The organism is Sphingobacterium sp. KH_072, assembly GCF_057837975.1.
In genome coordinates this window covers 20,917-45,752 of sequence record NZ_CM174457.1, presented here as the reverse complement: position 1 = coordinate 45,752, position 24,836 = coordinate 20,917, and the positions used below count along the sequence as shown (strand labels likewise).

At 41.8% G+C, this 24,836-nt stretch carries 23 protein-coding genes, 1 tRNA gene and 1 pseudogene; 5 read left to right on the top strand and 20 right to left on the bottom strand.

What is annotated here, in order from left to right; all coding sequences use genetic code 11:
- Positions 1 to 8: 8 nt before the first annotated feature.
- Entirely contained in the window at positions 9 to 455 is a 447-nt protein-coding gene (locus AC3IRT_RS00230; protein WP_249992700.1) for a KTSC domain-containing protein, read from the top strand.
- A 12-nt stretch (positions 456 to 467) separates the two neighbouring features.
- Positions 468 to 1,115 carry an HD domain-containing protein gene (locus AC3IRT_RS00225; protein WP_489394553.1) on the top strand — a complete coding sequence of 216 codons (648 nt, stop codon included), beginning with the start codon at positions 468 to 470 and terminating at the stop codon, positions 1,113 to 1,115.
- Here the strand turns inward: AC3IRT_RS00225 and AC3IRT_RS00220 are convergent.
- The 4 genes from AC3IRT_RS00220 to AC3IRT_RS00205 are packed head-to-tail and all read right to left on the bottom strand — an operon-like array spanning position 1,098 to position 5,761.
- Positions 1,098 to 2,744, bottom strand: a complete 1,647-nt coding sequence (locus tag AC3IRT_RS00220) for a PepSY-associated TM helix domain-containing protein (protein WP_489394552.1) — start codon at positions 2,742 to 2,744, stop codon at positions 1,098 to 1,100. The two genes, AC3IRT_RS00225 and AC3IRT_RS00220, sit on opposite strands and share 18 nt — an antisense overlap.
- Positions 2,745 to 2,751: 7 nt before the next feature.
- Entirely contained in the window at positions 2,752 to 3,036 is a 285-nt protein-coding gene (locus AC3IRT_RS00215; protein ID WP_489394551.1) for a hypothetical protein, read from the bottom strand.
- Between the two features lie 2 nt (positions 3,037 to 3,038).
- Positions 3,039 to 3,314, bottom strand: a complete 276-nt coding sequence (locus AC3IRT_RS00210) for a hypothetical protein (RefSeq protein ID WP_489394550.1) — start codon at positions 3,312 to 3,314, stop codon at positions 3,039 to 3,041.
- 56 nt (positions 3,315 to 3,370) lie between these two features.
- Positions 3,371 to 5,761, bottom strand: coding sequence for a carboxypeptidase regulatory-like domain-containing protein (locus tag AC3IRT_RS00205; protein WP_489394549.1), 2,391 nt, complete (start codon positions 5,759 to 5,761; stop codon positions 3,371 to 3,373).
- Between the two features lie 107 nt (positions 5,762 to 5,868).
- Here AC3IRT_RS00205 and AC3IRT_RS00200 point away from each other — a divergent pair, with 107 nt between their 5' ends.
- Positions 5,869 to 6,879, top strand: a complete 1,011-nt coding sequence (locus AC3IRT_RS00200) for a helix-turn-helix domain-containing protein (RefSeq protein ID WP_489394548.1) — start codon at positions 5,869 to 5,871, stop codon at positions 6,877 to 6,879.
- Between the two features lie 257 nt (positions 6,880 to 7,136).
- Here AC3IRT_RS00200 and AC3IRT_RS00195 read toward each other — a convergent pair whose 3' ends face one another.
- A complete protein-coding gene (locus tag AC3IRT_RS00195) occupies positions 7,137 to 7,844 on the bottom strand; it encodes a response regulator transcription factor (RefSeq protein ID WP_489394547.1) in 708 nt (235 codons plus the stop codon).
- Position 7,845: 1 nt separating this feature from the next.
- The gene (locus tag AC3IRT_RS00190; RefSeq protein WP_489394546.1) at positions 7,846 to 9,249 is read right to left on the bottom strand and encodes a sensor histidine kinase; all 1,404 of its coding nucleotides are present in this window, start codon (positions 9,247 to 9,249) and stop codon (positions 7,846 to 7,848) included.
- Positions 9,250 to 9,375: 126 nt separating this feature from the next.
- Here AC3IRT_RS00190 and AC3IRT_RS00185 point away from each other — a divergent pair, with 126 nt between their 5' ends.
- Positions 9,376 to 10,788, top strand: coding sequence for an alpha-L-fucosidase (locus AC3IRT_RS00185; protein ID WP_489394545.1), 1,413 nt, complete (start codon positions 9,376 to 9,378; stop codon positions 10,786 to 10,788).
- Positions 10,789 to 10,931: 143 nt separating this feature from the next.
- Here the strand turns inward: AC3IRT_RS00185 and AC3IRT_RS00180 are convergent, their stop codons facing one another.
- The 14 genes and pseudogenes from AC3IRT_RS00180 to AC3IRT_RS00115 all read right to left on the bottom strand — a co-directional run bounded on the left by AC3IRT_RS00180 (position 10,932) and on the right by AC3IRT_RS00115 (position 21,638).
- Positions 10,932 to 11,423, bottom strand: a complete 492-nt coding sequence (locus tag AC3IRT_RS00180; RefSeq protein WP_489394544.1) for a VOC family protein — start codon at positions 11,421 to 11,423, stop codon at positions 10,932 to 10,934.
- A 304-nt stretch (positions 11,424 to 11,727) separates the two neighbouring features.
- The gene (locus AC3IRT_RS00175) at positions 11,728 to 12,519 is read right to left on the bottom strand and encodes a hypothetical protein (protein ID WP_489394543.1); all 792 of its coding nucleotides are present in this window, start codon (positions 12,517 to 12,519) and stop codon (positions 11,728 to 11,730) included.
- 11 nt (positions 12,520 to 12,530) lie between these two features.
- Positions 12,531 to 12,884: a GntR family transcriptional regulator gene (locus tag AC3IRT_RS00170; RefSeq protein WP_489394542.1), complete on the bottom strand. Its 354-nt coding sequence runs from the start codon at positions 12,882 to 12,884 to the stop codon at positions 12,531 to 12,533.
- Position 12,885: 1 nt separating this feature from the next.
- Positions 12,886 to 13,692: a hypothetical protein gene (locus tag AC3IRT_RS00165; protein WP_489394541.1), complete on the bottom strand. Its 807-nt coding sequence runs from the start codon at positions 13,690 to 13,692 to the stop codon at positions 12,886 to 12,888.
- A 1-nt stretch (position 13,693) separates the two neighbouring features.
- Entirely contained in the window at positions 13,694 to 14,536 is an 843-nt protein-coding gene (locus AC3IRT_RS00160) for an ABC transporter ATP-binding protein (RefSeq protein WP_489394540.1), read from the bottom strand.
- Between the two features lie 333 nt (positions 14,537 to 14,869).
- Positions 14,870 to 14,944, bottom strand: a tRNA-Glu gene (locus AC3IRT_RS00155).
- A gap of 97 nt (positions 14,945 to 15,041) precedes the next feature.
- A complete protein-coding gene (gene purD / locus AC3IRT_RS00150) occupies positions 15,042 to 16,319 on the bottom strand; it encodes a phosphoribosylamine--glycine ligase (RefSeq protein ID WP_489396150.1) in 1,278 nt (425 codons plus the stop codon).
- Positions 16,320 to 16,547: 228 nt separating this feature from the next.
- A pseudogene (locus AC3IRT_RS00145) lies at positions 16,548 to 16,910 on the bottom strand (metallophosphoesterase family protein); the annotation flags it as partial.
- Between the two features lie 15 nt (positions 16,911 to 16,925).
- Positions 16,926 to 18,017, bottom strand: a complete 1,092-nt coding sequence (arsB, locus tag AC3IRT_RS00140) for an ACR3 family arsenite efflux transporter (protein ID WP_489394539.1) — start codon at positions 18,015 to 18,017, stop codon at positions 16,926 to 16,928.
- Positions 18,018 to 18,046: 29 nt separating this feature from the next.
- A complete protein-coding gene (locus tag AC3IRT_RS00135) occupies positions 18,047 to 18,463 on the bottom strand; it encodes an arsenate reductase ArsC (RefSeq protein ID WP_489394538.1) in 417 nt (138 codons plus the stop codon).
- A 10-nt stretch (positions 18,464 to 18,473) separates the two neighbouring features.
- Positions 18,474 to 18,944 (bottom strand): DUF6428 family protein, encoded by a 471-nt coding sequence (locus AC3IRT_RS00130; protein WP_489394537.1) that lies wholly within the window; start codon positions 18,942 to 18,944, stop codon positions 18,474 to 18,476.
- A 47-nt stretch (positions 18,945 to 18,991) separates the two neighbouring features.
- Entirely contained in the window at positions 18,992 to 19,321 is a 330-nt protein-coding gene (locus AC3IRT_RS00125) for an ArsR/SmtB family transcription factor (protein WP_489394536.1), read from the bottom strand.
- A gap of 451 nt (positions 19,322 to 19,772) precedes the next feature.
- A complete protein-coding gene (locus tag AC3IRT_RS00120; RefSeq protein ID WP_489394535.1) occupies positions 19,773 to 21,398 on the bottom strand; it encodes an FISUMP domain-containing protein in 1,626 nt (541 codons plus the stop codon).
- 81 nt (positions 21,399 to 21,479) lie between these two features.
- Positions 21,480 to 21,638, bottom strand: coding sequence for a hypothetical protein (locus tag AC3IRT_RS00115; RefSeq protein ID WP_489394534.1), 159 nt, complete (start codon positions 21,636 to 21,638; stop codon positions 21,480 to 21,482).
- Positions 21,639 to 22,131: 493 nt separating this feature from the next.
- Here AC3IRT_RS00115 and AC3IRT_RS00110 point away from each other — a divergent pair, with 493 nt between their 5' ends.
- Positions 22,132 to 24,792: a TonB-dependent receptor plug domain-containing protein gene (locus tag AC3IRT_RS00110; protein WP_489394533.1), complete on the top strand. Its 2,661-nt coding sequence runs from the start codon at positions 22,132 to 22,134 to the stop codon at positions 24,790 to 24,792.
- The last annotated feature ends 44 nt before the right edge of the window (positions 24,793 to 24,836 follow it).

Genomic DNA, 24,836 nt, shown 5'->3' with positions numbered 1-24,836 from the left:
ACACAGCGATGAAAAAAATTGCAGACTATAGAAATTTATTGGGAGTAGACAAAAACGCTACGCTAAAAGAGCTTAAGACCATCTACAGAAATGCGATGAAAGATACTCATCCTGACAAGTTTGTCGATAATGAGGCCGCTAAAATCGAAGCGGAAGAGAAGAGCAAAACTGTTATTGAGGCATATCATTTTCTGGTAAGCATACATGCTGAAACACAGGAAAAGCATAAGGAAGAGTACACTGAAACGACTACAAAATCTAATATTCATGATTTTTATTTAGAGAAGTCAATTCTTAAAGTGCAACATCTAAACGGGCACAAGTTCGAATACATCGGCGTTCCAAAAAACATCTATATTAAGATGGTAAACTCAGATTCGCCGAGCCGTTTCGCAAGAAGACATATCTACGGAAACTTTATATACAGGAAGTCTGGTGAAGCGATGACTGATTAATTTTCTACAACTATGAACCCCGAGATTAAAGTACAGCAACTTACCGCCATTTTAGATGTTTTGCAATTGGCTGAGCGATTAAAATTTGAACTTCGCCATAGCTGGCTATCCAATGGAAGACAAGAAAGTGTGGCCGAGCATACGTGGCGCATGTCTTTGATGGCTATTTTGATTGAACCCTTGTTGGATCAAAAAGTAGATTTGGCGCGTTTGCTAAAGATGATTATCATTCATGATTTGGTGGAAGCCGAGGCCGGAGATGTATCGGTGCTGGATCAGATTCGTAATCCTGAAATCAGAAAAGTGAAGCAACAAAGAGAAGAACTGGCGATCCAACGCCTTCGTGATATGTTGAGCAAAGCCAATGGTCAAGAGATTTACGACCTATTCTACGAATTCGAAGAGAAACAGACCTTTGAAGCCAAGGTGGCGAATGCCATTGATAAATTGGAGGTACAGCTACAGCACAATCATGCGGATATCTCCACGTGGGAAGAAATTGAGTATGATCTATCTTTCGTGATCGGTAAGCATGTCGCTTTTGATGAAACCTTCACCTTATTAAAAGATCTGATCGAGCAGCAAGCATCCCAGAAACTGGAAACCGCGGGGCTAAACGTCGATGAAATCCGAATTCGAGCTTTATCTACCTTTAGTTAACCACTTTTCCTTACCCAACAGCACCTGAAAAGGCTTCGCCTGCTTGCCGACTTTCCAACAAGCTATCACACAGGCTATGCCAAGAAGCAAAAAGAGCATATCGATTAGGAAGACGCCGTTGGCTCCCATTTGCCTTGTTTTCCAAAACCACAACCCCGTGGTAAATCCATTGGCTACCGGCACCAGTAGACAGGCAATGGCCGACAAAATCAATGTATGCAGATTCACTCTTGATGGATTTCGTAAGGCGATCAGGTAGATACTTAGTACAAGCCAACTGTAAAAATAGACACGATAGATCACTTCTTGATTTATCGTCGGTAAAAACTTCAGCATGATGAAGGTGAACGCCGTAACTGGCAACATCGCTAAACAGGCAGACAGAAATACATTGCTTGCCCAGAAGTTGAACCTCCTTTTATACAACGGAATGTCATTCTTATTGCGCGCTACCAACCAGATCATAATACCAGAGATGATGACCGCACAGCCCATTAACCCTAAAACAAAGAAAACCAGACGCAACGGTGTGCCACCGAAATCCCCAAAATGCAGGTGATAGATCAAGCTGCGTACACCATCTACATAGTTTGCGACGTCGATCGGCGATTTCGATTCTAAAACCTCGCCCGTAGCAATATTTTGCTTTACAAAACCAGAGCCAGCAAAGCGTTGTTCTGCGTTTGGTTTTGCCTCCAATACAACCTGCATGTTTTGATCTTGGAAATTACGAATGTGAATGCGCGAAATACGGCTTCCACCCCAAGTCTGTTGCCATTCGGCAACGTAGGCATTCATATCAAAATCTTTATCTAAAGCTTGGTAAGCATAGGGCACTTCGATCGTACGATTGTACTGCAGAGCCTCAAAAAGTTGTTCTTGTTTGCCCTCATACAAGAAGTGGGAGAATGGCGTAGTTAGGACGAAGTTCGTAATCAAAACCACCCCCGTTACCGCAAACAATAATTGAAACGGAAACCCAATAACACCCAAGACCGTATGCATATCTGTCCAGACGGTTTTCCATTTGCTCCAGGGGCGGAACAAGAAGAAGTTGGTTTTGATTTTATCCCAATGCAATAATAAACCCGTTATCAGTGCAAATAGAAATAGAAAAGATACGATACCGGCAAGCAAATAGCCAAATGGTGCCCCCAAGCGAATGGGAATCTGATTGAGCGGAGCCAGAAAATGCAAACGATACAAAAATTCGCCCATATCGTAGCCTTCAGCATAGCTTGTTGGTTTCTTGTTAGCAAAGAAATACAGGAAATAAGCAGAATCACTGGATGGCTGCCGACGACCTCTCTTTGCCTCGACCGGTGCAGGTTTACTAATCGTGGTATCTTTAGACGCCGACATATTGATGTAAGCACCCTGCCCGCTATTAAGCAGGTAAAAATCAAAATCGCGCCCTTGTAGATTATAAGTTTTCGAGAGCGAATCGATCAAATAATTATAATCAGCGGATACGTTTTCTCCGTGTGTTTCCGCTTTTTGCCAGGCGCTAATGCTGTCTTTAAAGAAAGCGAAAGAACCTGCGAAAAAGATCACATAGAGCAAAGCGGCAATGATAATGCCGCTAATCGTGTGCGTATGGAAGTAGATATTGTATTTCCTTTGATCCATCTGATTTTTATGCTTTAAGAAGAAGGTACAGTCCGTAAAAAATGCCGGTGGCCAGTAAGTAGATCAGCCATACGCGCCAGACATTCTTGTCCACAAATGCCCAAAGCAAAAGGAACGCCCACAAAATATAGCCAGTAAAAAAAGCAGTGGCCACCACATTTTCTTTCGGAAAGAATACGGTCATGAGCAAATGAAAACTAAACATCGTACTATAGCCTCCCAATGTACCTGCAAGAATTTTGCTGAGACGCAACCAGCCCGATTTGGTGAGGTATTTTTTATTCGCTGGCATAATTACAACAGTTCAAATAAAAGACAGAACAAATACAAACCAACTACGTACGGCACGCGAAGCCAAGAGAATGGAAAAAACAAAACACAAACTCCGCCCATCATCATGAGGATCACCACCGCCGCAAACAAACCACTTCCGACTCCCAAGGCCAGCGTACAGCCAATCGTGCCCAGGACAAATAGCCCGACAGCTACTTTCTTGCTGATCTCACGACTTTGCCAATGGGCTAACCATTGCGGTTTATCCGGCCAAGATATTCGTTTGGATGTACTCATCCACAGTAAAAAGCCGGTAAAAAATAAAAAGCAGCTGGTGGTGATCATCTTATTCGTTAAAACGTATAACCTAAGGTCAATCTAAATCCGCGCGGCGGCAACGCTCTCCAACCATAGTGCGAATAACCCCATGCTCCAGGATAAAAACCCGTGTAATTATAGCGATCCATCACATTGTTCACGACCAAAGCTATATTATAATTGTCTCTTTTGAAAGATGCACCTAAGTCGACAGAAAACAAATTGTCTGGAAGATATTTCTCAACAGTGGATGGCCAAGCGGCACGGTTTGCCTGTAACTCATAACCGGCCGAAAAGCCTAACCCTTCTAAAGCACCATTCATCAAAGTATAATGCAACCAAGCATTCGTAATGTGTTCCGCATTTCCGTACAACATCGTTCCTACTCGTGCCGGATTATTGTCTTTCGTAATTTTTGCATCGGTATACGCGTAGTTGAACATCACATTGAACGAAGGTGAAATACGACCGTTTATATCCACTTCAATTCCTTTGGACGTCGCTTCTCCCGATTGCTCAACCAAACCGGGACGATCAGGTCCTGCAGTAGTTGTAATATTTGTACGTACCAAATGGTAAGCCGTAATTCCTGCTAACAAATTGCCATTAAACCACGTTTTTTTCAGACCCAACTCTTTGCTCGTACCACGCGAAGGATCTACTGGATTACCGTTTACCTGCGTACCTGTTTGCTCCTGAAATGTCTGATCGTACAAGGCGAATGCGGTAAATGTTGGCGTAATCAAACCGGTAACACTAAACCTTGGTGTCAAGGCACTGTTCTGCACACGGGCACCATTCGAAGCCGCGCTAGTCCGCGTAGTCGACGTATAACGTAATCCCGCACCAATGCGTAACTTATCATCTAGAAAATGAGCCTCATCTTGCACATGCAAAGAATAGTAGCTGTATTCTGTCAGATATTGTGCGCCTCGCTCCCGCAATGAACGGCTGCGGTCGTAAGTCGGCAAATCAGATTTTCTTAATTGGCCATACACCGGATTGTAGATATTGAATGTCCCCGGCAGCGTATCCAAATTCGTCCAATCTGCTACGTACGATTTGGTACCCATGTCCAAACCAAAGAGTACATTGTTCTGCACTTCGCCGACATTGAACTTACCTTTCATAAATACTTGTCCTACGGTCGAAGTATTCATCGCATCGCCAATGGCTAAGTTTCGTTTTGTATTTCCCAGGCTATCCAATGTGTTGAAAGTCGCGTACAACGATTCACCTTGCATTTGCGAATTGATGTAACCGAATTGTCCGGTCATCATCCAGTTATCTGAAAAATAATGGTTTACCGTACCAAATACATTGTGCTCACGCACCACGGTTGGATCAATAATCGGATCAGAAAAGCTAAATTCTCTTGGCAGTTCTTTAAATCCATTGATACCATATGCGTATTTAGAGAATCCACCCGTGAATGCATTTTGGGATAGAATGTATTCCGCCGTAAAGTCTGTTTTTTCGGAATGCACATATTTTATGGATGGATTAATCACAAATTGCTCATTGGAAGCATGCATCACATGTGAACCTTTCTTGGTGCCCATCACGCTAAATCGGCCTAACAGCTTACCATCTTGCGAAAGCTTACCATCTACATCAACCTCGGCACGATAAAGACCAAAGCTACCCAGACTCAAGCGAGCACTATTGACCGCATCGTCTCCTTTTGGTTTTTTGGTCACAATGTTATAGAAACCACCCGGCTGCGTATTGCCCATCATAAAACCGGCCGGACCTTTCACAAACTCAATACGATCTACGAAAGCCATATCTTCGCGAAGCGGACCGAAACTGCCACTCACATCCATTCCATTTCTTAAATTGGAAGCAGAATAGCCACGAACAGCGATACCAGCGCTCGCTTCTTCTTGATGATAGATCGTACGCGCGCCACTGACATTACGCGTAAAGCCTTCTGCAGTAGAAAATATCATCTGATCGTTCAATAAATTCTTGTCGATCACCACAATATTCTGCGGTGTTACTAAGAGATTTTCCGACAAACGTAACGTCGATGACGGTACATTTCTACGATTAGCAGATACGACGACAGATTCGATTTCATCATGATTTACTTCCAACTCAAAATCCAGTGTAATCTTGGATCCAGCTTCGATCACCACACTTTTCTGAGATTTGGTTTTGCGATAGGTCGCTATGATTTCTAGTTTGCCCGATGGTACATTTCCCAATGTATAGCGCCCATTCTCATCAGTTACTGTTTTTTGTGCGTTATTGGCAATGGTAATAGCTACTCCAGATAGTGTTGTACCATTACCTGAAACTACGCGACCGACGATCTCACTTCCTTTCTGCGCTACGACTTCGGCAGGAAAAACGATTAAGCTAAGGCATAAAGCCACAATGGCAAGCTGCATCGAATGGCAAGCTGTTTTATAGTTGTTCATTGTCTTATTTAGAATTAGTTTAATTAACTTTGGCAAAAGTAGACAATGCCTGTTATCGTTTTTGTTGCGATCGGTATAAATGTTTTAGAATTCGGGAGAGATATTTTATGGTAGAAAGCGAGCAAAATGCAGTACAAGACTTCTTTTATCTGGATGAGATTTGGCAGGGTTCTGGCCACAAAAGCCGTTGCGAAGAGAAGTCACTGCACAATGAATTGGGTGATTTCAAAACTATATATATTCATGAATCTGACACGCTGGCCATTCGCGAATATCACTCCTTATATCATGAAGATTGTACACTGAAAAGCACGGTGACGGACAGTCTTTATGTAGAGATGAGTTTTTTTCTACATGCACACACCATAAAAGACCTTATTGACGGGCAACCAAATGAGTACCTTCCCTATCACAGCTACGTATATTTTGTGCCAAAAGGCGCGGCCTTTGAAGTGACATTAGACAAAAATAAAAACTACCGACACGTGGATATCTATCTGGAAATCGGCCATCTCGAAGAGTGGATCGCAACACACTCCTTTGTGAAAAAGTTTGTGGAGGATGTGCGCGCCGACCGTGCCGCACATTTGTTCCCTGCCGGCATCCCAATTTGTCCAGATATAGCGAATCTACTGCTAGACATTAAAGCGAACGAACTCGACGAAATCAGTCAAGAATATTTTATCAAGGGAAAGATCTATCTGCTATTGAGCCTGTTATTTCAGAAAGCGCAAAATAAAACAGCCCCTAACTCAAAGCCGTTGGCCTTGCGTGAAAGTGAACAGGAAAAACTCGAGCAAATCGCACAGTTGCTTGCTCAAAATCTCGACAAGTTTTATTCTACCGAATATCTTTCTAAAGCATATGGGATTAATGAGTTTAAGCTCAAAAAAGGTTTTAAACAACGTTATGAGATGGGATTGTTCGAATTTGCAATCAAAATCAAGATGGATAGAGCAAAAGAGCTGATTGGCAACCGCAATCACACATTTAAAGAGATTGCTTACTTGCTGGGCTACTCGGCACCGTCGTCTTTTTCAGTCGCGTTTAAGCGGGCTACAGGTTTATCGCCGCTTCAGTACAGCAAAGGGATGGATCGACCTTCTTTAGCCAGGTAGCTCTGTTACATATTTAAGATGGCTATTATAGGTTTCGATTACCTGCTTATATTATTACGCTACACTCTTCTAGTGCACACTCAAAAAGCATTAAATCGCGACACGTAAAATTAAATCTACTAAATTAGTAGATTTTTTTGCTTTTGTCATTTTAGGAGATTATATTTGTTGTATCATAATTTTAGGTTTATAATTGGTTATCGAAAGGTTTTCTCTCTCCCCGTTTGAAAACCTTTTTTTATGTTTAATAGTAGCCATTAATCCGTAGTCACCAAGATATATCCCGCCCCATACACGCTATCGATCTTAATCGTTGTTTCGTCTTTGAGTAACTTTCGCAATCGTGAAATGAACACTTCCAGACTTTTCCCATTAAAGTAGTCGGTATCGCCCCAAAACTTCAGTAAGATTTCTTTTTTGAGCACTAAGGTGTCTTTTCGTTCGGCCAAGAAGCCTAATATTTCCGCTTCTCGAACGGTCATACTTGTTTGTACACCGGCAGCTGTCAACAATGCCAAGCGGTTCTTATGAAAAGACATTTTGCCTAAAGTGATCACCTCATTATTAGAATTGGAATCTGCTACTGATTGGTTTGCAGTAAAGTGGAGAATATTTTGAATTTTGAGCATCAGCTCATCCATCTCAAAGGGCTTCTCTATGTAATCGAATGCTCCAAGTGCTAGGCCGCGCTTCCTATTTTCCTTGCCAGCTAATGCTGTCAAAAACAAAAACGGCTGTGTCGGCGATAGCTCTCTCACTTTCGCAGCAAAATGAAACCCGTCTTCGACCGGCAGTTGCACATCAATAATCATAAGACGAAAGAACGTGGAAAGGGCTTTATCAAAAGCATCTTCTGCCGAAGTACTCCATGCGACTTTGAAACCTTGATTTTGCAAATAACGCGACAGAACCGCCCCCAACGCTGGTTCATCTTCCACCAATAAAATGTCCATTTGCTCTTTCATCTTAGCTGCTTTTACGTGGGATTGATATTTCAATGAGCGCACCTTTGCACGAAGCTGCCGCAACGGCAATTTCCCAACTCATTTTAAAAGCACAGAGGTAGCTATAATACAATCCAAGACCAAGGCCGGATCTAGATTGTGCCTTTTTTGACCGATAGAATTTCTGGAAAATATAATTCACATCATCTGCACCGATACCCTCGCCATTATCTTGAATACACAACTGCAACACGTCTGCATTCGTAATTTGCCAGAATAAATGAACGTGCTTATTCTTTTCTTTGTTGAATTTACAGGCATTCTCAATCAAATTGTCGAGTATGCACAAGTACAGCAAGGAATCTACCCAAACATAGAGAGGTTCATCCGCCTTTTGGTAGGTAATGTTGATCTTCCCTTCAAAACGTAAAGCACTATCGCGCAGTAATACCGCCGTCAGCTCGTTGATATCCGATAATATTAGTTCTGGTTCCTGCTCTTCTAGCGTGATCGACATCAAAATCTGTTTTACATACGAGCGAAGCCGCATGCCTTGGCGCTCGATGATGGCGCTTGTTTCCTTCACTTCTTTTTCATTCGCAGCTGCGAAAGGCATATCATGCAAACTGCGCGCGGCTACCACAATCGTGGTGATCGGCGTATTGAACTCATGTCGAATATGCTGCATAAAATCATTTTTTAGCGCTGTTTCTTTCCGTTGATTTACCCAATTCTGGAACGTTCGGTAATTGATGAGTATGGTGAGAAGAATACAGGCCGCTGAGAAAAATAACACCAAAGACATATCTTGGATCACTTGCGCCACACGATTGGGACGATCTACAAAAAGACTGTAGGTAAAGCGATATTCGGCGCCTTGATTGTTATTGATGGATAATTGAAGTGCTCTATTGTTGCTCGAAACTTTTCTCAACGTGCCTGCTATGGAAGCTTCCGGATCATCTGCTGCCAATTTGTAAATACTCATCCAGCCTTGGTCAGAGTTTTTGATGATTTCCAATTCATCAAACGTCAGCTTATAGATAAAATCTCGATCCAAATGCTGATCATACAAGATACGGTTGAACAGGGCGTCAAAATTGTGGTACTGCCGGAGATGGTTGATAAGATCGCCCACTATGCTGTCTTTTGTGGCTTCAAACAGCGCTTGATCATCGATAGAAAGTAAGCGTGGAAGCCGTTTTTCAAAATGATCTGCAAAGAGTTTATTCCCTCCCGGAAATACTTTTTCATTCTTTACATATTGGCCGTAGGCCGATACCATACTTTCTTTCTGAAAAGCATGAAAGCGTTCGTCTTTCAGTTTGAAGGTATTGTACACCAAGAAAGTAACCATAAAAGCCAAAGCCATGGAGCTAAGCACCAATATCCATTTGTAGACCTTTGGATTGTCTTTCACTTTCATACCCTAAAACTAGAATAAATTCTGTGGTTCGAGTCGGCCGTTAAGCTTTTGTTAGGCATTATTTAGGCTTTCATTAAGTTACAATCTACTGGCAACAGTCTATTTTTGTAGATAAACAAATCAATTATGAACAAAACTTATTGTGTATCTCTATTATTCCTATTCCTTAATCTATTCACGTTCGGTCAGCTAAAAGCCCAGACATCGCCACAAGAAGCACAATTGCGCAAAAATCAATTGGATTTTGTCAATTTGGGGTTTGGTATGTTTATCCACTATGGTATGCCCACGTTTATGGATCAAGATTGGTCTGATCCCAACGCACCTTTATCCTTGTTTGATTCGCCAAAACTAGATGCAGACCTTTGGGCTAAAGCCGCCAAATCCGCGAATATGACCTATGGTTGCTTGACGACAAAACATCATAGCGGATTTCCTATTTGGGATACGAAAACGACAGATTACAATGTGATGAATACGCCGCTAGGCAAGGACGTAGTCAAAGAGTTTGCCAATGCTTTTCGGCAGAATAATCTGAACGTGATGTTGTATTATTCTATTTTGGATACGCATCAGGGCATTCGACCAAATCAAATAACGGCACAACATATTGATTTAATAAAAGCGCAAATCACGGAGCTGCTGACGCAATACGGTAAGATTGATGCTTTGGTGATTGATGGTTGGGATGCGCCTTGGTCGCGTATCTCTTACGATGATGTTCCGTTTGATGATATCTATTTCTTAGTAAAATCATTGCAGCCGGATTGTCTGGTGATGGATCTGAACTCGGCCAAGTATCCCGGCGATTTATTGTTTTATACCGACATCAAATCGTACGAACAGGGAGCTGGTCAATTTATCTCCAAAGAACACAATACGCTGCCTGCGATGGCCTGTTTACCACTACAGCAAAATTGGTTTTGGAAACAGAACTTCCCGATCACGCCGGTTAAAGACGCTAAGAAATTGGTCGAAGAGTTTATCATTCCTTACAACCAAGCGTATTGCAACTTCATGCTCAACGTAGCGCCCAATGCAGATGGCACTATTGACCAGAATGCCTTGGATGCTTTGGCAGAAATTGGCAAACAGTATACGAATAATACCAACTACAAAGCACTGCCGACTTACGAATATCCGATCACGGCAAGCAATATCGCCAAAAATGTAGTCAGCAACAGTAGTTGGAGCGACGATATGAATATCATGGATTTTGCCAATGATGACAGCTTCAACAGCTCGTGGGTTTCTAACGCAGCAGATCCTGGCCAGCCTTGGTACGAATTGACCTTTGATCGCTCTCAATCGTTTAACACGATTGTCATCACCGAAGGCAAAGATCACCCAGCAAATTATACAGTCGAATATTTAAAAGATGGCAAGTGGCAACCGATCCAAGCCAAACCTTCGGTTCAAGGCCGGATCAAGGTGTTCAGATTCGATGGCATCATTGGCGACAAGATTCGATTGAACATCGCAAAAACGAAAGCACAAGCGGTATTATCAGAAGTCGGCGTATATCAGGAAAGAAGATAATGCAGCCAATAATGTAATTCATCATACATAGGGCAGTCCTGTAGCGATTGCCCTATGCATGATGAGTTATCACTTTCTTCAAAACTTGACGGAGAAACTCTTCGAGTGATTTTTTTATAATTACTAGCTATTCAGCAATAAAACTAGGTATGGGCTTCTGCTCTTAATTCACTTAAATTAAGTCGTTTTGTATACATTTCTAAAGATCCGTCAGCTTTCTTTGGCCAAAGTTCTTGGGGCTTGTCCCAGTACAACTCCACGCCATTGCCATCTGGATCATCTAAGTAAATCGCTTCAGAAACACCGTGATCGCTGGCGCCAGTCAGCGGATAATTGGCATCCTGCAACCGGTTCAAAATCATCGCCAAATCTTTTCTAGTTGGATACACGATCGCGGTATGATACAGCCCAACACCATCAGGAGATGCTGCTGGAAAACCTTTACTGTGCCAGGTATTTAAGCCAATATGATGATGATAGCCGCCTGCAGAAATAAATGCGGCCTGATCACCGTACATCGTCGTGATTTCAAAGCCTAACAAATCGTGGTAAAAATCTAGTGCGCGCTTAAGGTCAGATACTTTTAAATGTACGTGCCCGATGCGGGTCTGCGCAGGTATTTTGTATTCTTCCATATTGTCTTCTTTAGTATTTAGCTCTCAAAAATAGAGACGCAGCTTTTTCGCTAAATAAAAATACTAGATTAGGTTGTGGTGAACAATAGCTGCTTGCCATTTTATATCTGAATAATATCATTCAAAGATTGCCATAGCCTCGTACCTCGCCTTCGCAAGGACGAAATCAAAAAAAAACACACTTCAAGCAAGCCTGAAATGTGTTACAAGGAGGTACCGTTACCTATTAAAACTTTTCTACTAACGTACAGATTAGCTCCGCAATCTGATACACGTATCTCATAATCAAGAAGATCATACGGCGTTAATTGATGAGATTGAGCCGGACATTCTGGCCAATAAAGTCTTTACGAAAGTAATTCTTATCGCCAGAGACATTCAGTAAACCTATTTGATTGTTTTCATCTTGCCGTGTAGACGACACGCTGCTTTTACCTGCTAACTTAACATCCATGGTGTCTACCTTTAGATTGGGCGAATAACGGATCAAACCATCCTGAAGATCCGCCTGCAGTTGTCCCACATGATAATTATCTACATATGCTCTGGATTTTCCAGAAATAGAAAAGCGAAGATTCGGAATCACACGTTGAATGGTGTCTTCTTCTCCTCGATAAGGCGGACCTAAAGTAAAATCACTACCTCCAAGGATATTTAACTGCATATCATCAACCAAGTCCTCGGCAAATGATGTTGATAGTTTAGATTGGTTAACTGTCAATTCGCGAATGGAGTTCGGAACATCTAAAACGAGGTAGAAGCCATCTTTATTAAGCGGTTCCAGGTATAGTGTATCATTCTTCACTTCCATTTTTACATCTTTTCGCAATACATTCCATGCTTTTGCTGTATCCACTTGGCTCTTGTTCACAACCAAAGATATCTGCTGTCCTTGACCATCTAATTGGATATAGTAAAAATTGTTTAGCACCAATTCACCTTTATCTCGATTAAAATTCTCAAACCAGAATTGTGACAAAAAATCCGCAGGTTTATTTTCATGATCATATTTGATCAGGCCTACGAGCTGCGGTATGCAAGCCACCACAAGCAGTAACGCTAAGGTGCTGGCAAATAGAATATTTGATGTTTTCATTTTAAGTTTCTTTATCGATTTTGATAATAAGTATTCACTTCCTCCATGCTGATATCCAGCAGATCCATGGTACGGAATACGACCGTTAATTCTTCATTTAGGAAATGGTCTTTGCGCGTTTTCAGAATCAGCGCTTTGGCGCTGTTGCTTGCAAAAAAGCCTATTCCACGTTTATTATAGATTACTTCTTGTTGCTGCAAGTGATCGTAGGCCCGCATGACGGTATTAGGATTCACTTCGAGATTTGCCGCCAAATCACGTACCGACGGGATTTTTTCCTCGGCTCGCCATTCTTCGAGCAGGATCCGATCCATCGCGTACTCCCCTATTTGGAGATAAATCGCTTTTTCGTTATTAAATTGCATATTAATAAATCTCCTTTTCTCTAAGTTTGAAATAGGTGGTAACGACCACACCAATAGCTACGATGCTAAATAATACAACCATCGCGTTAAACGAAATCTCTGAGGTATCAAAACGGTAATTGACATCTCGGTACAACGCTTCAAACACTTTAAACGCCACGTAAAAGAATCCAAGTAACATCAGCGCAAAAAGCGGAATACTGTATTTGCGGAAAAACAGGGTTGACAGTTGATACAAACAGGCAAAACTCAATGACAGAATCGAGACCACGGTGTAAATCTCTCGTTCGGAAGTGGCGAAGTATGTTCTATTTTCAAATGTATAGAATAGGTCTCCTACACTTTCTCTATAGGCGATCACATCATCCAAATACATTGACTTCATGATTGTCGTAAACGTCAAATCGATGATAAAGAAGGAAAGTAGGATTCCGAAAATGATCGCCAGATTTCCTGCCCACAACGTGACCATGCGCTCGCCACGGCTTACCGGCGTCATCGTGCCGTACACCGTTTTGGTTAAGAGCTTGAAATAAGGAATAGTACAAAGTATGATGTACAACGGTATCGTAAAAAGTATGAGCTCTTTGTTCTGCCGACCATTGTAATTTGCCAGCATCTCGGCAAAAGCGTTACTATCTGGATATGTGCGGAAGAATACTTGGTTGAAAAGCGGTGTGCCATACCAAAACATCGCCAAGATATACAATACCACGACCACCACCGGAATGCTGATGAGCTTACTTTTATTAAGTAACCAATATTCGGTTAAGGTCGTCTTTAATCTTTTTATATTTATGTTTTTCATCTTACACGTTGGCTTTAGTTGGTTTTACGCGGTTTACTAAACTAGGATCGGCAGATAACGCATTGAAGAAAAATTCAATATCAAATTGGCTCTCTTCATTACGCAGGTTTTCGATCAAACTCAAGGTACCGTGCATACTTTGTTCGGAATAGATTGCGCCTTCTGCATCACTCGGTTTATTCGATATGTAGAAGCTATCTTGAAGTGCGTTGATGCTCTGATCTAAAATCAGTTTACTATGATTGAGCACGAGCAAATGATCGATAAGATGATGAATGTCGCGGATTTGATGCGTAGAGATAATCAAAATACGTTCGTCGGTGACATACCTGGCGATAATTTTGCGAAATTGTGTTTTCGAAGGAATGTCCAGTCCATTGGTGGGCTCGTCCATCAAAATGATGTTGGCATTAGTCGAGAGAGCGAAAGCGATATTTACTTTTTTTACCTGACCGAACGAAAGACTTTTTATATTTTTCCGTGCATCAATCTGGAAAGTTTCGAGCAACGTATCAAAGTATTTTGCATCAAACTTGGGATACAATGCGCCATAAACCTGTTCGAACTGGCGAATCTTCCAATCCGGTAACTCTGCCTGATCGGTCACGAAGTAAATGTCGGATAGGAAATCGACTTCTCGCTGACTAGGATGAAAACGACCGATCTCAATATCTCCCGCTCTAGGAAATAGCAAGCCACCGATGTTCTTTAGCAAGGTTGTTTTACCAACACCGTTCAACCCCAGCAATCCATAGATATGCCCTGGCTTCAGCTGCGTCGTTATATTTTCCAATATGGGAACACCCTTCCGGTAGTGATAACAAACATTTTTTAGGTTAATCATATTATCAGATTTAGTGTATTAGTATAATAGTACACCGCAAATGTGTGCATCTTTTAAATGATTACCAAATTATCGGTGAATTTATCGGTGAATTTTCGGCGAAAACAAGAAAACAAGCGTTAACAGCATAGATCGCCAAGCGGCAGATGCTTATAAAGGATCACTTATGTGGCATCAAAAACAAGGCAACATGCCGCGCAACTACTCATTTTAAAACTGACTATCAATAAAACATCCATGTTTGAAGTATACCCTTAGCGTTCAAAAAAAGCCAAAAACGACAAAAGCTTGCAAATAAATTTGCAAGCTTTTGTATGATTTTAACCTTTCGGTTGGTAGCCCGTAGGGGAATCGAACCCCTGTTACCAGAATGAAAATCTGGCGTCCTAACCCCTAGACGAACGGGCCATGCCTTTTTGGTGTTGCAAATATAAGGGCTTTCTTGAATTTGCCAAAATAAAAACCACCCCAAAAAAGTAACTCACTAATAGTGAGAATATTTTATTTAAATTATATCAAATCCGATGTCTGTACGGAAGTATTTTCCTTCGTAAAAAATACGTCCGGCATCTGCTGTTGCTTGCTGTAAGGCAGAAAATAGATCATCTTGCAAGGTAGTCACCGCAATTACACGTCCGCCAGCAGTCACGACCTGACCATGTTCGTTCATGCCAGTACCTGCGTGGAATACAATCGACTCTTTAACGTTTTCGATATTGGAGATCACTTTCCCAGATTCATAATCACCTGGGTAACCACCCGAAACCATCATTACGGTAACAGCTGTTTTAGGACTGACCGAAAACGAACGCTCTGCTAGATTGCCTTCGGCAACGCCAGAAAACAGGTCCAACAAATCCGATTCGATACGCGGCAATACAGATTCTGTTTCTGGATCACCCAATCGCACGTTGTATTCAATCACATAAGGATCACCGGCCATGTTCATCAATCCAATAAAAATAAATCCTTTGTACGGAATTCCATCTTTTTTCAACCCGTCGATTGTCGGCTTGATCACACGCTCTTCTACTTTACTTAGGAATGCCTCGTCTGCAAAAGGAACTGGAGAAATCGATCCCATACCGCCGGTATTAAGGCCAGTATCGCCTTCGCCGATTCTTTTATAATCTTTTGCTGATGGCAATACCTTATAAGATTCACCATCCGTCAACACAAATACCGAAAGTTCAATTCCGCTTAAGAATTCTTCGATCACGACCGTACTACTTGCCTCACCAAATTTAGCATCTGCTAGCATGGCGGTCAATTCTGCCTTGGCATCCTCCAATGTTTCACAAATCAATACGCCTTTACCAGCCGCCAAGCCATCTGCCTTCAATACGATAGGTAAAGATTGATATTCTAAATACGTTAATCCATCGGCCAACGTACTCTTGTCAAAAGAGCGAGATGCTGCCGTTGGAATATTGTGGCGCGCCATAAATTGCTTGGAAAAATCTTTCGAACCTTCGAGTTGCGCTCCCTGCTGCTGCGGGCCAATAACTGGAATATGTTTTAAATCTTCTCTCGCGAGAAAGTAATCATGAATACCTTTTACCAAAGGCTCTTCTGGTCCAACAATTACCATTGTGATGTCGTTTTCCAAAGCAAATGCAGCTATGCCATCAAAGTCAGTGACTTTTAACGGTACATTTTGACCATATTGCGTTGTTCCGGCATTTCCTGGAGCAATAAACAACTGACTTAACTTCGTGCTTTGGGAGATCTTATAGGCAAGAGCAGACTCTCTTCCGCCCGATCCAACGATTAGAATATTCATTCTGTAAAGATAGGTAACTGGCAGATAGTATCTAAATGGTTTCAGATTTTTAGTTTTAATAGCGCCTAATTCCCATTTCGTCCTTAATTCATATAGTTTTCGGGCATTGTTTAAAATTGATTTATGGTAAACATCGTCCACTAAAAAGCTTGGGAAATATAATAGTTCCAGCACATAATTTTCATCAGTATCAATCAGAATATACTCATCGATACGTCTTGTACTTCCATGAGCCAAAGCAATCTTGAAAGTCACTTCTTGAAATGTAAACCCAATATTTATGAGGGCTGGAAGTTTTTTTAGATAGTCTCGATTATCTTCGCTTATTAGGTGATATGCATAGTTCTCACCAGTCTCATTCAAAGATTCCGGTTTTGTGATTATGTCATCTACTTTTTCATCATGGTTTCCCTTTAGCGTAGCAATACCCCGTCTGCGTATTTCACCGATAACCTCATTCGGATAGATGTGATATCCTACTAGATCGCCCAGACAATAAGCAGTATCCGGCCTCTGGCCATCCAAATCTTCTAGCATAGCCTTAAAAGCATGTAGGTTTGCATGGATATCAGAAAAGAAAGCGATTTTCAAATGAGTCGTTTTTTATCAATCCTTAGATTCCTCAGATAAGGTCGATGCACCGTAATATCTCTTTCTAAACCAGAATGCCAGATTAACAAGGGCAATCAGTGCAGGAACTTCTACCAAAGGACCTATAACACCTGCAAATGCTTGGCCGGAATTTATTCCGAATACGCCGATAGCTACAGCAATAGCTAGTTCGAAATTATTTCCAGTAGCAGTAAAAGCGATCGAAGTACTCTTAGAGTAATCTGCTCCAAAATAACGCCCAGCAAAAAAGCTGATAACAAACATGATGCAGAAGTATAGGATTAGGGGAATAGCGATACGCAACACATCCATCGGGATCTGAACGATCAGTTCACCTTTTATGCTAAACATAATGATGATCGTAAAGAGCAGTGCTACTAAGGTCAAGGGAGATACAGCCGGTATAAACTTATCTTCAAACCACTTTTTTCCTTTTAATTTAATTAGAGCATATCTACTTAGTATCCCCATAGAGAAAGGAATACCCAGATATATTCCAACACTAGTCGCAATTTCAGCAACGGTAATATCAATCTCTAATCCTTGCACCCCGAAATATGGAGGAAGTAGCGAAATGAAAATATAGGCAAAGACTCCGTACAACAGTACTTGGAATAGGCTATTAAGCGCGATTAATCCGGCAGCATATTCCCTGTTCCCTTCAGCGAGCTCATTCCACACCACCACCATAGCGATACATCTCGCCAGACCGATAAGAATAAGACCTACCATATATTCAGGGTCGTCATGTAAAAAGGTAATAGCAAGAAAGAACATCAGTAGTGGGCCTACTATCCAATTGAGCACAAGAGATACGCTGAGTACACGTACATCTTTAAAGACCTTACCTATATTCTCATACTTAACCTTGGCAAGGGGAGGATACATCATCAGGATTAAACCAATGGCCAGCGGGATGTTAGTTGTACCATTGGAAAACGATCCTATAAATGACGAGGATGAAGGAACAAAGATGCCTATGGACACACCCAGTGCCATAGCAATGAAGATCCATAGAGTGAGGTATCTATCGAAAAATCCTAATTTCTTTCTCGTCGCTACAGGAGCGCAATTCGTTACTGACATATGCTTATCTATAAAGACCTTGTAAACTACTAAGCCAGGTTTTTGCTAAAAAAATCCGAGCAGTAATCTCTGATCGACTGGCGAACTGCTCTGAATTGGTGTATTATTTCTTCCTCTGAACCATGTGCTTTGGCGGGATCAGGAAAGTTATAATGGAATTTTTGTGCACTCGTCGGGAAGTACGGACAGCTCTCCTTGGCATGATCACAGACCGTTATAACATAATCGAAATCAACATTCCTGTACTCATCAATGTGATTGGAGGTATGACCAGAGAGATCTATCCCTTCCTCCTTCATAACTTCGACGGCTTTGGGATTGACACCATGGGTCTCAATTCCTGCACTATAAATAAGCGCTTTACCGGTAGCAAAATACCTGAGGTAACCTTCTGCAATCTGACTGCGGCAACTATTGCCTGTACAAAGAACCAACACTTTTTTCATAATAAAAATCTTAACAACAGTCACCGCCAGGAATACATGCTGAACTACCTGAAGCAAGGTTTACCAATTTAACTTTTTGTTTATCAGAAGGAACATTGCATTTATCCAGCGCCAAACAGGCTGTCTTTTTAGATAGCAAAAGAAAATCTTTGCCATCAAATCCCAAATCATATTTTCCGATCGTTTCTGATTGGTATTCAACCTCTACGTCCAGATCATCCATGCCCAAAACCTTTTCTGATAGTGAGATAATATCCATTAATTTTCCTGGTTTTAAACGATGCTCATAATCGTCCGCATCCCAAAGCTGAAAGTTAGCTATCCTTTCATGACGAACGATTCCGCCACAATCAATAAAATCCTTGGTTATGACCCCTACCTCAGTTACATGAAAGTGTTCAGGGACAAATTGTCCGCTTTCTAATTTAAAATTGACGCCTTCTGCATTGGAAAGGATTGACTTTACTTCCGATATTTTCATATTATATAGTATTATTGCAATTTTACGATTAATGATGGCAAAAAAAGTTAACAACATTCAGTTGCACCCTTATACGAACCCAGAAATTCTCCCAGCCTATTTTCCAGTAGTTTCCATACTTTGGGATTGATGCAGTAACAGACACTCACTCCCTCAATAGTGCCCTGTATCAGGCCAGCTGATTTAAGCTCTTTTAGGTGCTGGGAAATAGTTGCTTGTGCCAATCCAAGTTCACCTACCAAATCTCCACAGATACAGGTATTTGATAGAATGATCCTTTGTAGGATTGCAATTCTTGCCGGATGAGCCATTGCTTTAAGCAAGCTCGCAAGCAAATTCTGCTCGTCAGTAAATATTTCAGATCGTGTAAGCCCCATATCGTAATATTACGATTGTTATTTAGTAGATGCAAATTATATTATCAATATAATTTGCGAAATCACAGAGTCGTCTCACAAAACGAACGTTTTACGACTATCGTAATCACCAAAATTGGACGTCCGAGGATACGCACTTACCCGACAACACCAAAAAACAACTCTTAGTAAATATCAAGTAAATAAACGTAGTTGATTGAAATTCAGCACATAATTACATTCATCTAGCAAGTATATAAAAGCCCAATAGAAATAATTAAAGAAATAACAGAAATTTATTTCATCTACCCTGTTCCGTTTCCCTAGGTGCTACTAAAACTGGCGGAGCTGATCGTCAGAAATAAAGAATGCCAGTCCGTATTAAGAGACTGGCATGCTTGTATTTAAATGCAATAAAAGTTTTAAAGCATAATCACCGCGTTAAAACACAGGTAATTTCACTGGCAATATTTTATTGTTGCACGCAGCGGATCGACACGCCGAAGTTTCTATTGTTGGTTCCTACACCGATAGATGCAGCTCCGTCAGGCTGCGTAATAAGCATTCTAAAGGCATTAGTTCCACTGCTTGGATCCTCAGTAGATGTCCAGTATGCTCCTGCGTTACCTCGTGAAGCTAAATTTCTACTTTCAGGCACATAATTACCTGCTGCAGGAAGGGTAAGCATGACATCTCTATCTCTACGGCTTCTAAAAACTTTTGCACTGGTGTATCTTGTATTTGATGCTGCCCAGTTGGTGCCATTGTTGTCTGCCTGCAACTGTGTGGTATTATCAATTAACTCTTGAAACTCTACTCTGGTCGGGATTCGCCAACCGGCAGGACATGGATCATTTGCAGTTACTTTTGTTGGACTATTCAAAGTACCACTATTCCACGCACCATTTGTTGCCCGTGTGGTCCATACCGTGTTATCTGTAGCTGTAGCTCCTGTTGTTGGTGTTGCTCTAACAGCAGGACGGCCCCATTGATAATAGTTCCCAAAAAGAGATTGAAAGTTGCCTGACGGTGGATTATCAGGATCCACATTAGTTGGTGCTCCCAAGTTTCTTCTCATCCAGTAGCGTCCGCCAATCAGCGCCGCATCTTGGCCGCCAAAGGTTTCAAAGCGATCTGTAGGAAGAATTCGCAATCTTAGAAAATAGCCAAAACCGGGTCTCAATTCTACATTATTAAGCGTCAATGCAGTTGTCCTGCTTAATGGCCCGATGGTTAATGAGTTTACAGTTAAGACCCCATTTCCTTGGTCGGTTGCCATCCAAAACAGATTACTTGTCGATACGTCTTTATTTAACTCCGATTGCGGAAAAGTGATTGTCGTCGACGATGTACCACCACTAAATGTAACCTGCTGAGAAGCCAAGTTTATTTGCGCACCACTTCGTGTTGAAGCCAAGGTGGTATTACCGATACTGGTTATTTGGTAACCATTGGTTCTGGAGGCATCCACAACGACTCTCACTGGTGTAAATTTGTACTTAAAAACGATATTTAGGTTTGTCGTCTGCGTAGGAGATACTGTAATTAATCCAGAACTATACATCATAAATTGAGGATTAGTGGCAGGATTAATAGGCAACGAACTATTTATAGTTGTCGATTGTAAGGATTCATTAGGTGCCGTATTGGTATTGTACGAATACGCTATGAAAGAATATCGATCACTAGGCAGCGTTAAATCTTGGCCATTAGCAGCCGTCACAGCACCGCTGGCAGCAATATTGTAGATCTTGTCAGTCACATAATTTCCCGACGCATCATACACCACCATTCTAAAAACGATCTGTCTCTGTATCGGGTTTCTGACGATTTCAGCCTTTGCACCATTCTTTGCACTTGCAGAAGGAGGAATAAACGAAGCTGGGTCTACTGTGAGTTCGGAAGAAATATAGAAATCCTGATCCAATTCAAATTCTTCCATCACCTTTTTATCGGTATCTACCTGTTGACCCCCATTTTTGGTGGCAGCCCGATTGAATGTGTTTTCGACATTGTCTACCTCGTCTCCCGCTACAGAAACCTTTAGTGTTACGTTATCATCTCCAAACGTCTCGTTTTTATCGGAAGAACAAGCCACAGTAAGCGCTGCGAAAGATACACACGCGAATACGTATGAAAATCTTGATCTAATTTTTTTTGACATCATTTTATGCTTTACTTACCAGTTAACGTCAAATGGTTGCTCTACTGAGTTATATTCATCTTGAACAAAGGCGCCGTTCTCGACAGGAGATACTGTGCCAACAGAACCAGCGGCGAATGACTCTTCTACCAGAATTTCTACAACTTCTATTATTGGTGGTATGTACTTTTTCATAGTGGGTGATCGTATTATATATGTTTATCGTATGCACTGTAAACAGCAGTTGGCAGATTTGAATAACATTTTGCCTTAGTAGATGGGAAAATTACAGCGGCCGCAAATATATAAATAACAGGCAAAAACTCAAATCACATGACGTCATGTGAAAATTGCAAATTGTTTTTTGTCAATTTTTGTCTACAAACTCGAGGTGAGTTCACGCGCTAATCCCACTGAGAATCGCTTATGAACAGTTTCGTCTAAAAATGCTTTTGGTGGTACAAACGGATTAGGCAACGAGAAATGATAAGGAATAAAGCGTCGGCTCGGCATTCCCTGGTGCTGAAGATACTATTACCTGAATTTCGTAACCCGGCAAGTGGTATAGACACGTGCCGCCTCTCAATTAGTTGAAATTTGCTACAAATTCTTAACAATAGATGCGACAAACTTAATATTGGTCAGACAACGAAATTTTCGTAATTTGCTATCTCGACACCCAATTATTATGTTTAAACGATTATGCTTTTACGTTGCTTTTTTTTGTACCGCTGTGCTTCATGCACAAAATATTGAAGATCGCATCAGCTCTTCGCGCGATGATTATGCCAATAATCAACAAGAAAAAATATACATCCATACGGATCGGCATAATTATACCGCTGGAGAAACCATTTGGTATAAAACCTACAATACCCTTGGCATTACCAATATGCTTTCGGCACTAAGCGGCATCAATTATATAGAACTGATCGACCCACAAAATCGTATTGTGGCCGATCAGCGCATTCAATTGGGTCTGGGTTTAGGATCTGGCGGCTTGACCTTAGCGGATACCGTGGTGGAGGGAACTTATCGCTTGCGCGCATACACCAATTGGATGCGCAACTTCTCAACAGATTCTTACTTCGAAAAGTTTCTTTCCATCACCAATGGTAGAACAGATAATACCGTAACGCATACCTCCCTGCGGTCGGATGGCAAAGATTCATTCATCGCAGTAGAACTGAAAACACTGAACGGAAATCCGCTCCCAAAAACCACGGTGCGCTACCAAGTCATGGAAGGCGACAAAATCATACTAAAAGGCAGTGACCGTACCGATGAGCAAGGATTAGTATTAATCAAGGTCACCGAAAAAAACAAAGACAAAAATATTCAGCTCTCCTTTACAAACCTAGATGAGCGCCCTGTTTCCAAAGTAATACATACTGCATCCATAAAACCGCGAAGCAGCGTACAATTACTTCCGGAAGGCGGTCGGATTCTGGCCGGCACGTTAAACAATATCGGCATCAAGGCCATCCGTTCAGATGGCCTTGGCGTGAAAGCGAAAGTAGAAATCGTTGATGCCAAACAAGAGGTTATTGGAGCTGGCGAAACCAATCACTTAGGCATGGGAAGCGTTGCCTTTTTGCCCTCCCACAATGAAAGTTACACCTTTCGTGCACTAATTGAAGGAGAAGACGTTCTGCAGATTGCGACCCCTAGCATCGAATCCAGTGGTATGTCGTTTATGGTGAACAACCAAAATCCGACCAAGCTTTTTGCACAGATGAACATCTCCGATGATCTGCTCTCGGAAGAACCCGTTTATTTAATTTTGCACCATCTGGGCAGCACATTTTACGCTTCACGCCAGAAAATGAATCGCCAAAACCTTGTGTTCAGTATGGATAAAGAAACGCTGCCTTCTGGGGTCATTACCATTTCGGTATTAGATGCTGGTTTCAAACCCTTATTTGAAAGACCAATATTTCTGTGGCAAGCAGCCGATTTTATGCCATTACAGGTCACTGCGCCAAATAATCGCGTTGGCGCCCGTGAAAAAGTTACCATAAATACAGCAGTGGGTCTACCAACAGATACAACACTTTTAGCATCTTTATCAGCCTCCGTCGTCAATCTAGCCAAAGTACAAGACACCACAGATCTGCAAGCCAATATCTACAGCGCCTTGTTACTTGAAGCAGATCTACAAGGTTATGTAGAATCGCCCGGCTATTACTTTTCGTCGGAAAATCCCGCAGAAAAGCTTATTGATCTGGATAAATTACTTTTGACACAAGGTTGGCGAAAATACGACTGGTCAGAAGATCCGCAAGCGGTCGACACGGTCAAGGCTTTTGAAGCCGAGGAGGGTTTATCTATTAAAGGATTCACCAAGAAGCTGGGGAGAAAGGCCGCTGCTCCTTTATCTGAAGTGCAGCTGATATCGACTGACAATTACACCAATTTCATCGATACGCTGAGCTCCGAAGAAGGGTTTTTTCACTTCAAAGATTTACTTTTCCCAGATAGCGCTAAGTTCCTAATTTCTGCGAAGGATCAAAAAGGAAAAAACAATATCGACATCGTTTTAGACTTGCCCGAACCACCGGAAATCCAAGCTGCCACTGGCGGGCAGAACGATTTAAACAGCTTATATCTGGACGAACTATTGGCTTCCAAACAATTCTTTCGCGAACTGGAAGAAAAAGGTTTGATGCCCAACACCATCGATATTGCCCAAGTCGTGGTAACGCGCAAAGTCGAAAAAGCGCCCGAGCACTCGCGTAATCTAAACGGCGCTGGAAATGCCGACCAGATTATAACTTGGGAAGAGTTGCAGAATTTTGCCACGATAGATATGGCGTTAAATGGTCGATTAGTTGGTGTGCGTTTTCAAGGAGGCATCCCATATAGCACGCGCAGCGGAGGACCGATGCAAATTGTCCTTGACGGCATGTACGTAGAGCCGGAGATGATATCGACCATCCCCGTCATGGATATTGCTAGTATAGAGGTTTTACGAAACATTAATTATACGTCTATTTACGGCTCCTTCGGTGGTAATGGCGTAATCGTAATCACCACAAAGATTGGATCAGAAGGCCGGATCAATTATGTGCCTAAAGGAATTTTGTCCTTCACGGTCAAAGGTATTTCGGAAGCAAAAGAATTCTACCGACCGGCCTACGAGGTCGAGTCAGCTCAGACTTTCGCTAACGACCTGCGAACTACGATACATTGGGCGCCATTTGTGGCAACAGATGAGCATGGGAAAGCGAGCTTTGACTTTTACACGAGTGATGAGCCGGGCACGTACCGCATCATACTAGAAGGTATTGATGTGAGCGGTAGAATCGGCCGGAAAGTGTTGGATATTCCGGTAGGCAAAGAAAACTAAATACCTGCAATCAATCGGCCCACTTACTTGTTAATCAAATACAA

Coding starts and splice junctions, on each gene's coding strand:
- AC3IRT_RS00185 (WP_489394545.1), top strand. CDS start 9,376: ATGAACAAAACTTATTGTGTATCTCTATTATTCCTATTCCTTAATCTA.
- AC3IRT_RS00225 (WP_489394553.1), top strand. CDS start 468: ATGAACCCCGAGATTAAAGTACAGCAACTTACCGCCATTTTAGATGTT.
- AC3IRT_RS00165 (WP_489394541.1), bottom strand. CDS start 13,692: ATGAAAAACATAAATATAAAAAGATTAAAGACGACCTTAACCGAATAT.
- AC3IRT_RS00230 (WP_249992700.1), top strand. CDS start 9: ATGAAAAAAATTGCAGACTATAGAAATTTATTGGGAGTAGACAAAAAC.
- AC3IRT_RS00175 (WP_489394543.1), bottom strand. CDS start 12,519: ATGAAAACATCAAATATTCTATTTGCCAGCACCTTAGCGTTACTGCTT.
- AC3IRT_RS00110 (WP_489394533.1), top strand. CDS start 22,132: ATGTTTAAACGATTATGCTTTTACGTTGCTTTTTTTTGTACCGCTGTG.
- AC3IRT_RS00115 (WP_489394534.1), bottom strand. CDS start 21,638: ATGAAAAAGTACATACCACCAATAATAGAAGTTGTAGAAATTCTGGTA.
- AC3IRT_RS00210 (WP_489394550.1), bottom strand. CDS start 3,314: ATGAGTACATCCAAACGAATATCTTGGCCGGATAAACCGCAATGGTTA.
- AC3IRT_RS00220 (WP_489394552.1), bottom strand. CDS start 2,744: ATGGATCAAAGGAAATACAATATCTACTTCCATACGCACACGATTAGC.
- AC3IRT_RS00160 (WP_489394540.1), bottom strand. CDS start 14,536: ATGATTAACCTAAAAAATGTTTGTTATCACTACCGGAAGGGTGTTCCC.
- AC3IRT_RS00130 (WP_489394537.1), bottom strand. CDS start 18,944: ATGAAAATATCGGAAGTAAAGTCAATCCTTTCCAATGCAGAAGGCGTC.
- AC3IRT_RS00215 (WP_489394551.1), bottom strand. CDS start 3,036: ATGCCAGCGAATAAAAAATACCTCACCAAATCGGGCTGGTTGCGTCTC.
- purD (WP_489396150.1), bottom strand. CDS start 16,319: ATGAATATTCTAATCGTTGGATCGGGCGGAAGAGAGTCTGCTCTTGCC.
- AC3IRT_RS00170 (WP_489394542.1), bottom strand. CDS start 12,884: ATGCAATTTAATAACGAAAAAGCGATTTATCTCCAAATAGGGGAGTAC.
- AC3IRT_RS00180 (WP_489394544.1), bottom strand. CDS start 11,423: ATGGAAGAATACAAAATACCTGCGCAGACCCGCATCGGGCACGTACAT.
- AC3IRT_RS00125 (WP_489394536.1), bottom strand. CDS start 19,321: ATGGGGCTTACACGATCTGAAATATTTACTGACGAGCAGAATTTGCTT.
- AC3IRT_RS00135 (WP_489394538.1), bottom strand. CDS start 18,463: ATGAAAAAAGTGTTGGTTCTTTGTACAGGCAATAGTTGCCGCAGTCAG.
- AC3IRT_RS00190 (WP_489394546.1), bottom strand. CDS start 9,249: ATGAAAGTGAAAGACAATCCAAAGGTCTACAAATGGATATTGGTGCTT.
- AC3IRT_RS00200 (WP_489394548.1), top strand. CDS start 5,869: ATGGTAGAAAGCGAGCAAAATGCAGTACAAGACTTCTTTTATCTGGAT.
- AC3IRT_RS00195 (WP_489394547.1), bottom strand. CDS start 7,844: ATGAAAGAGCAAATGGACATTTTATTGGTGGAAGATGAACCAGCGTTG.
- arsB (WP_489394539.1), bottom strand. CDS start 18,017: ATGTCAGTAACGAATTGCGCTCCTGTAGCGACGAGAAAGAAATTAGGA.
- AC3IRT_RS00205 (WP_489394549.1), bottom strand. CDS start 5,761: ATGAACAACTATAAAACAGCTTGCCATTCGATGCAGCTTGCCATTGTG.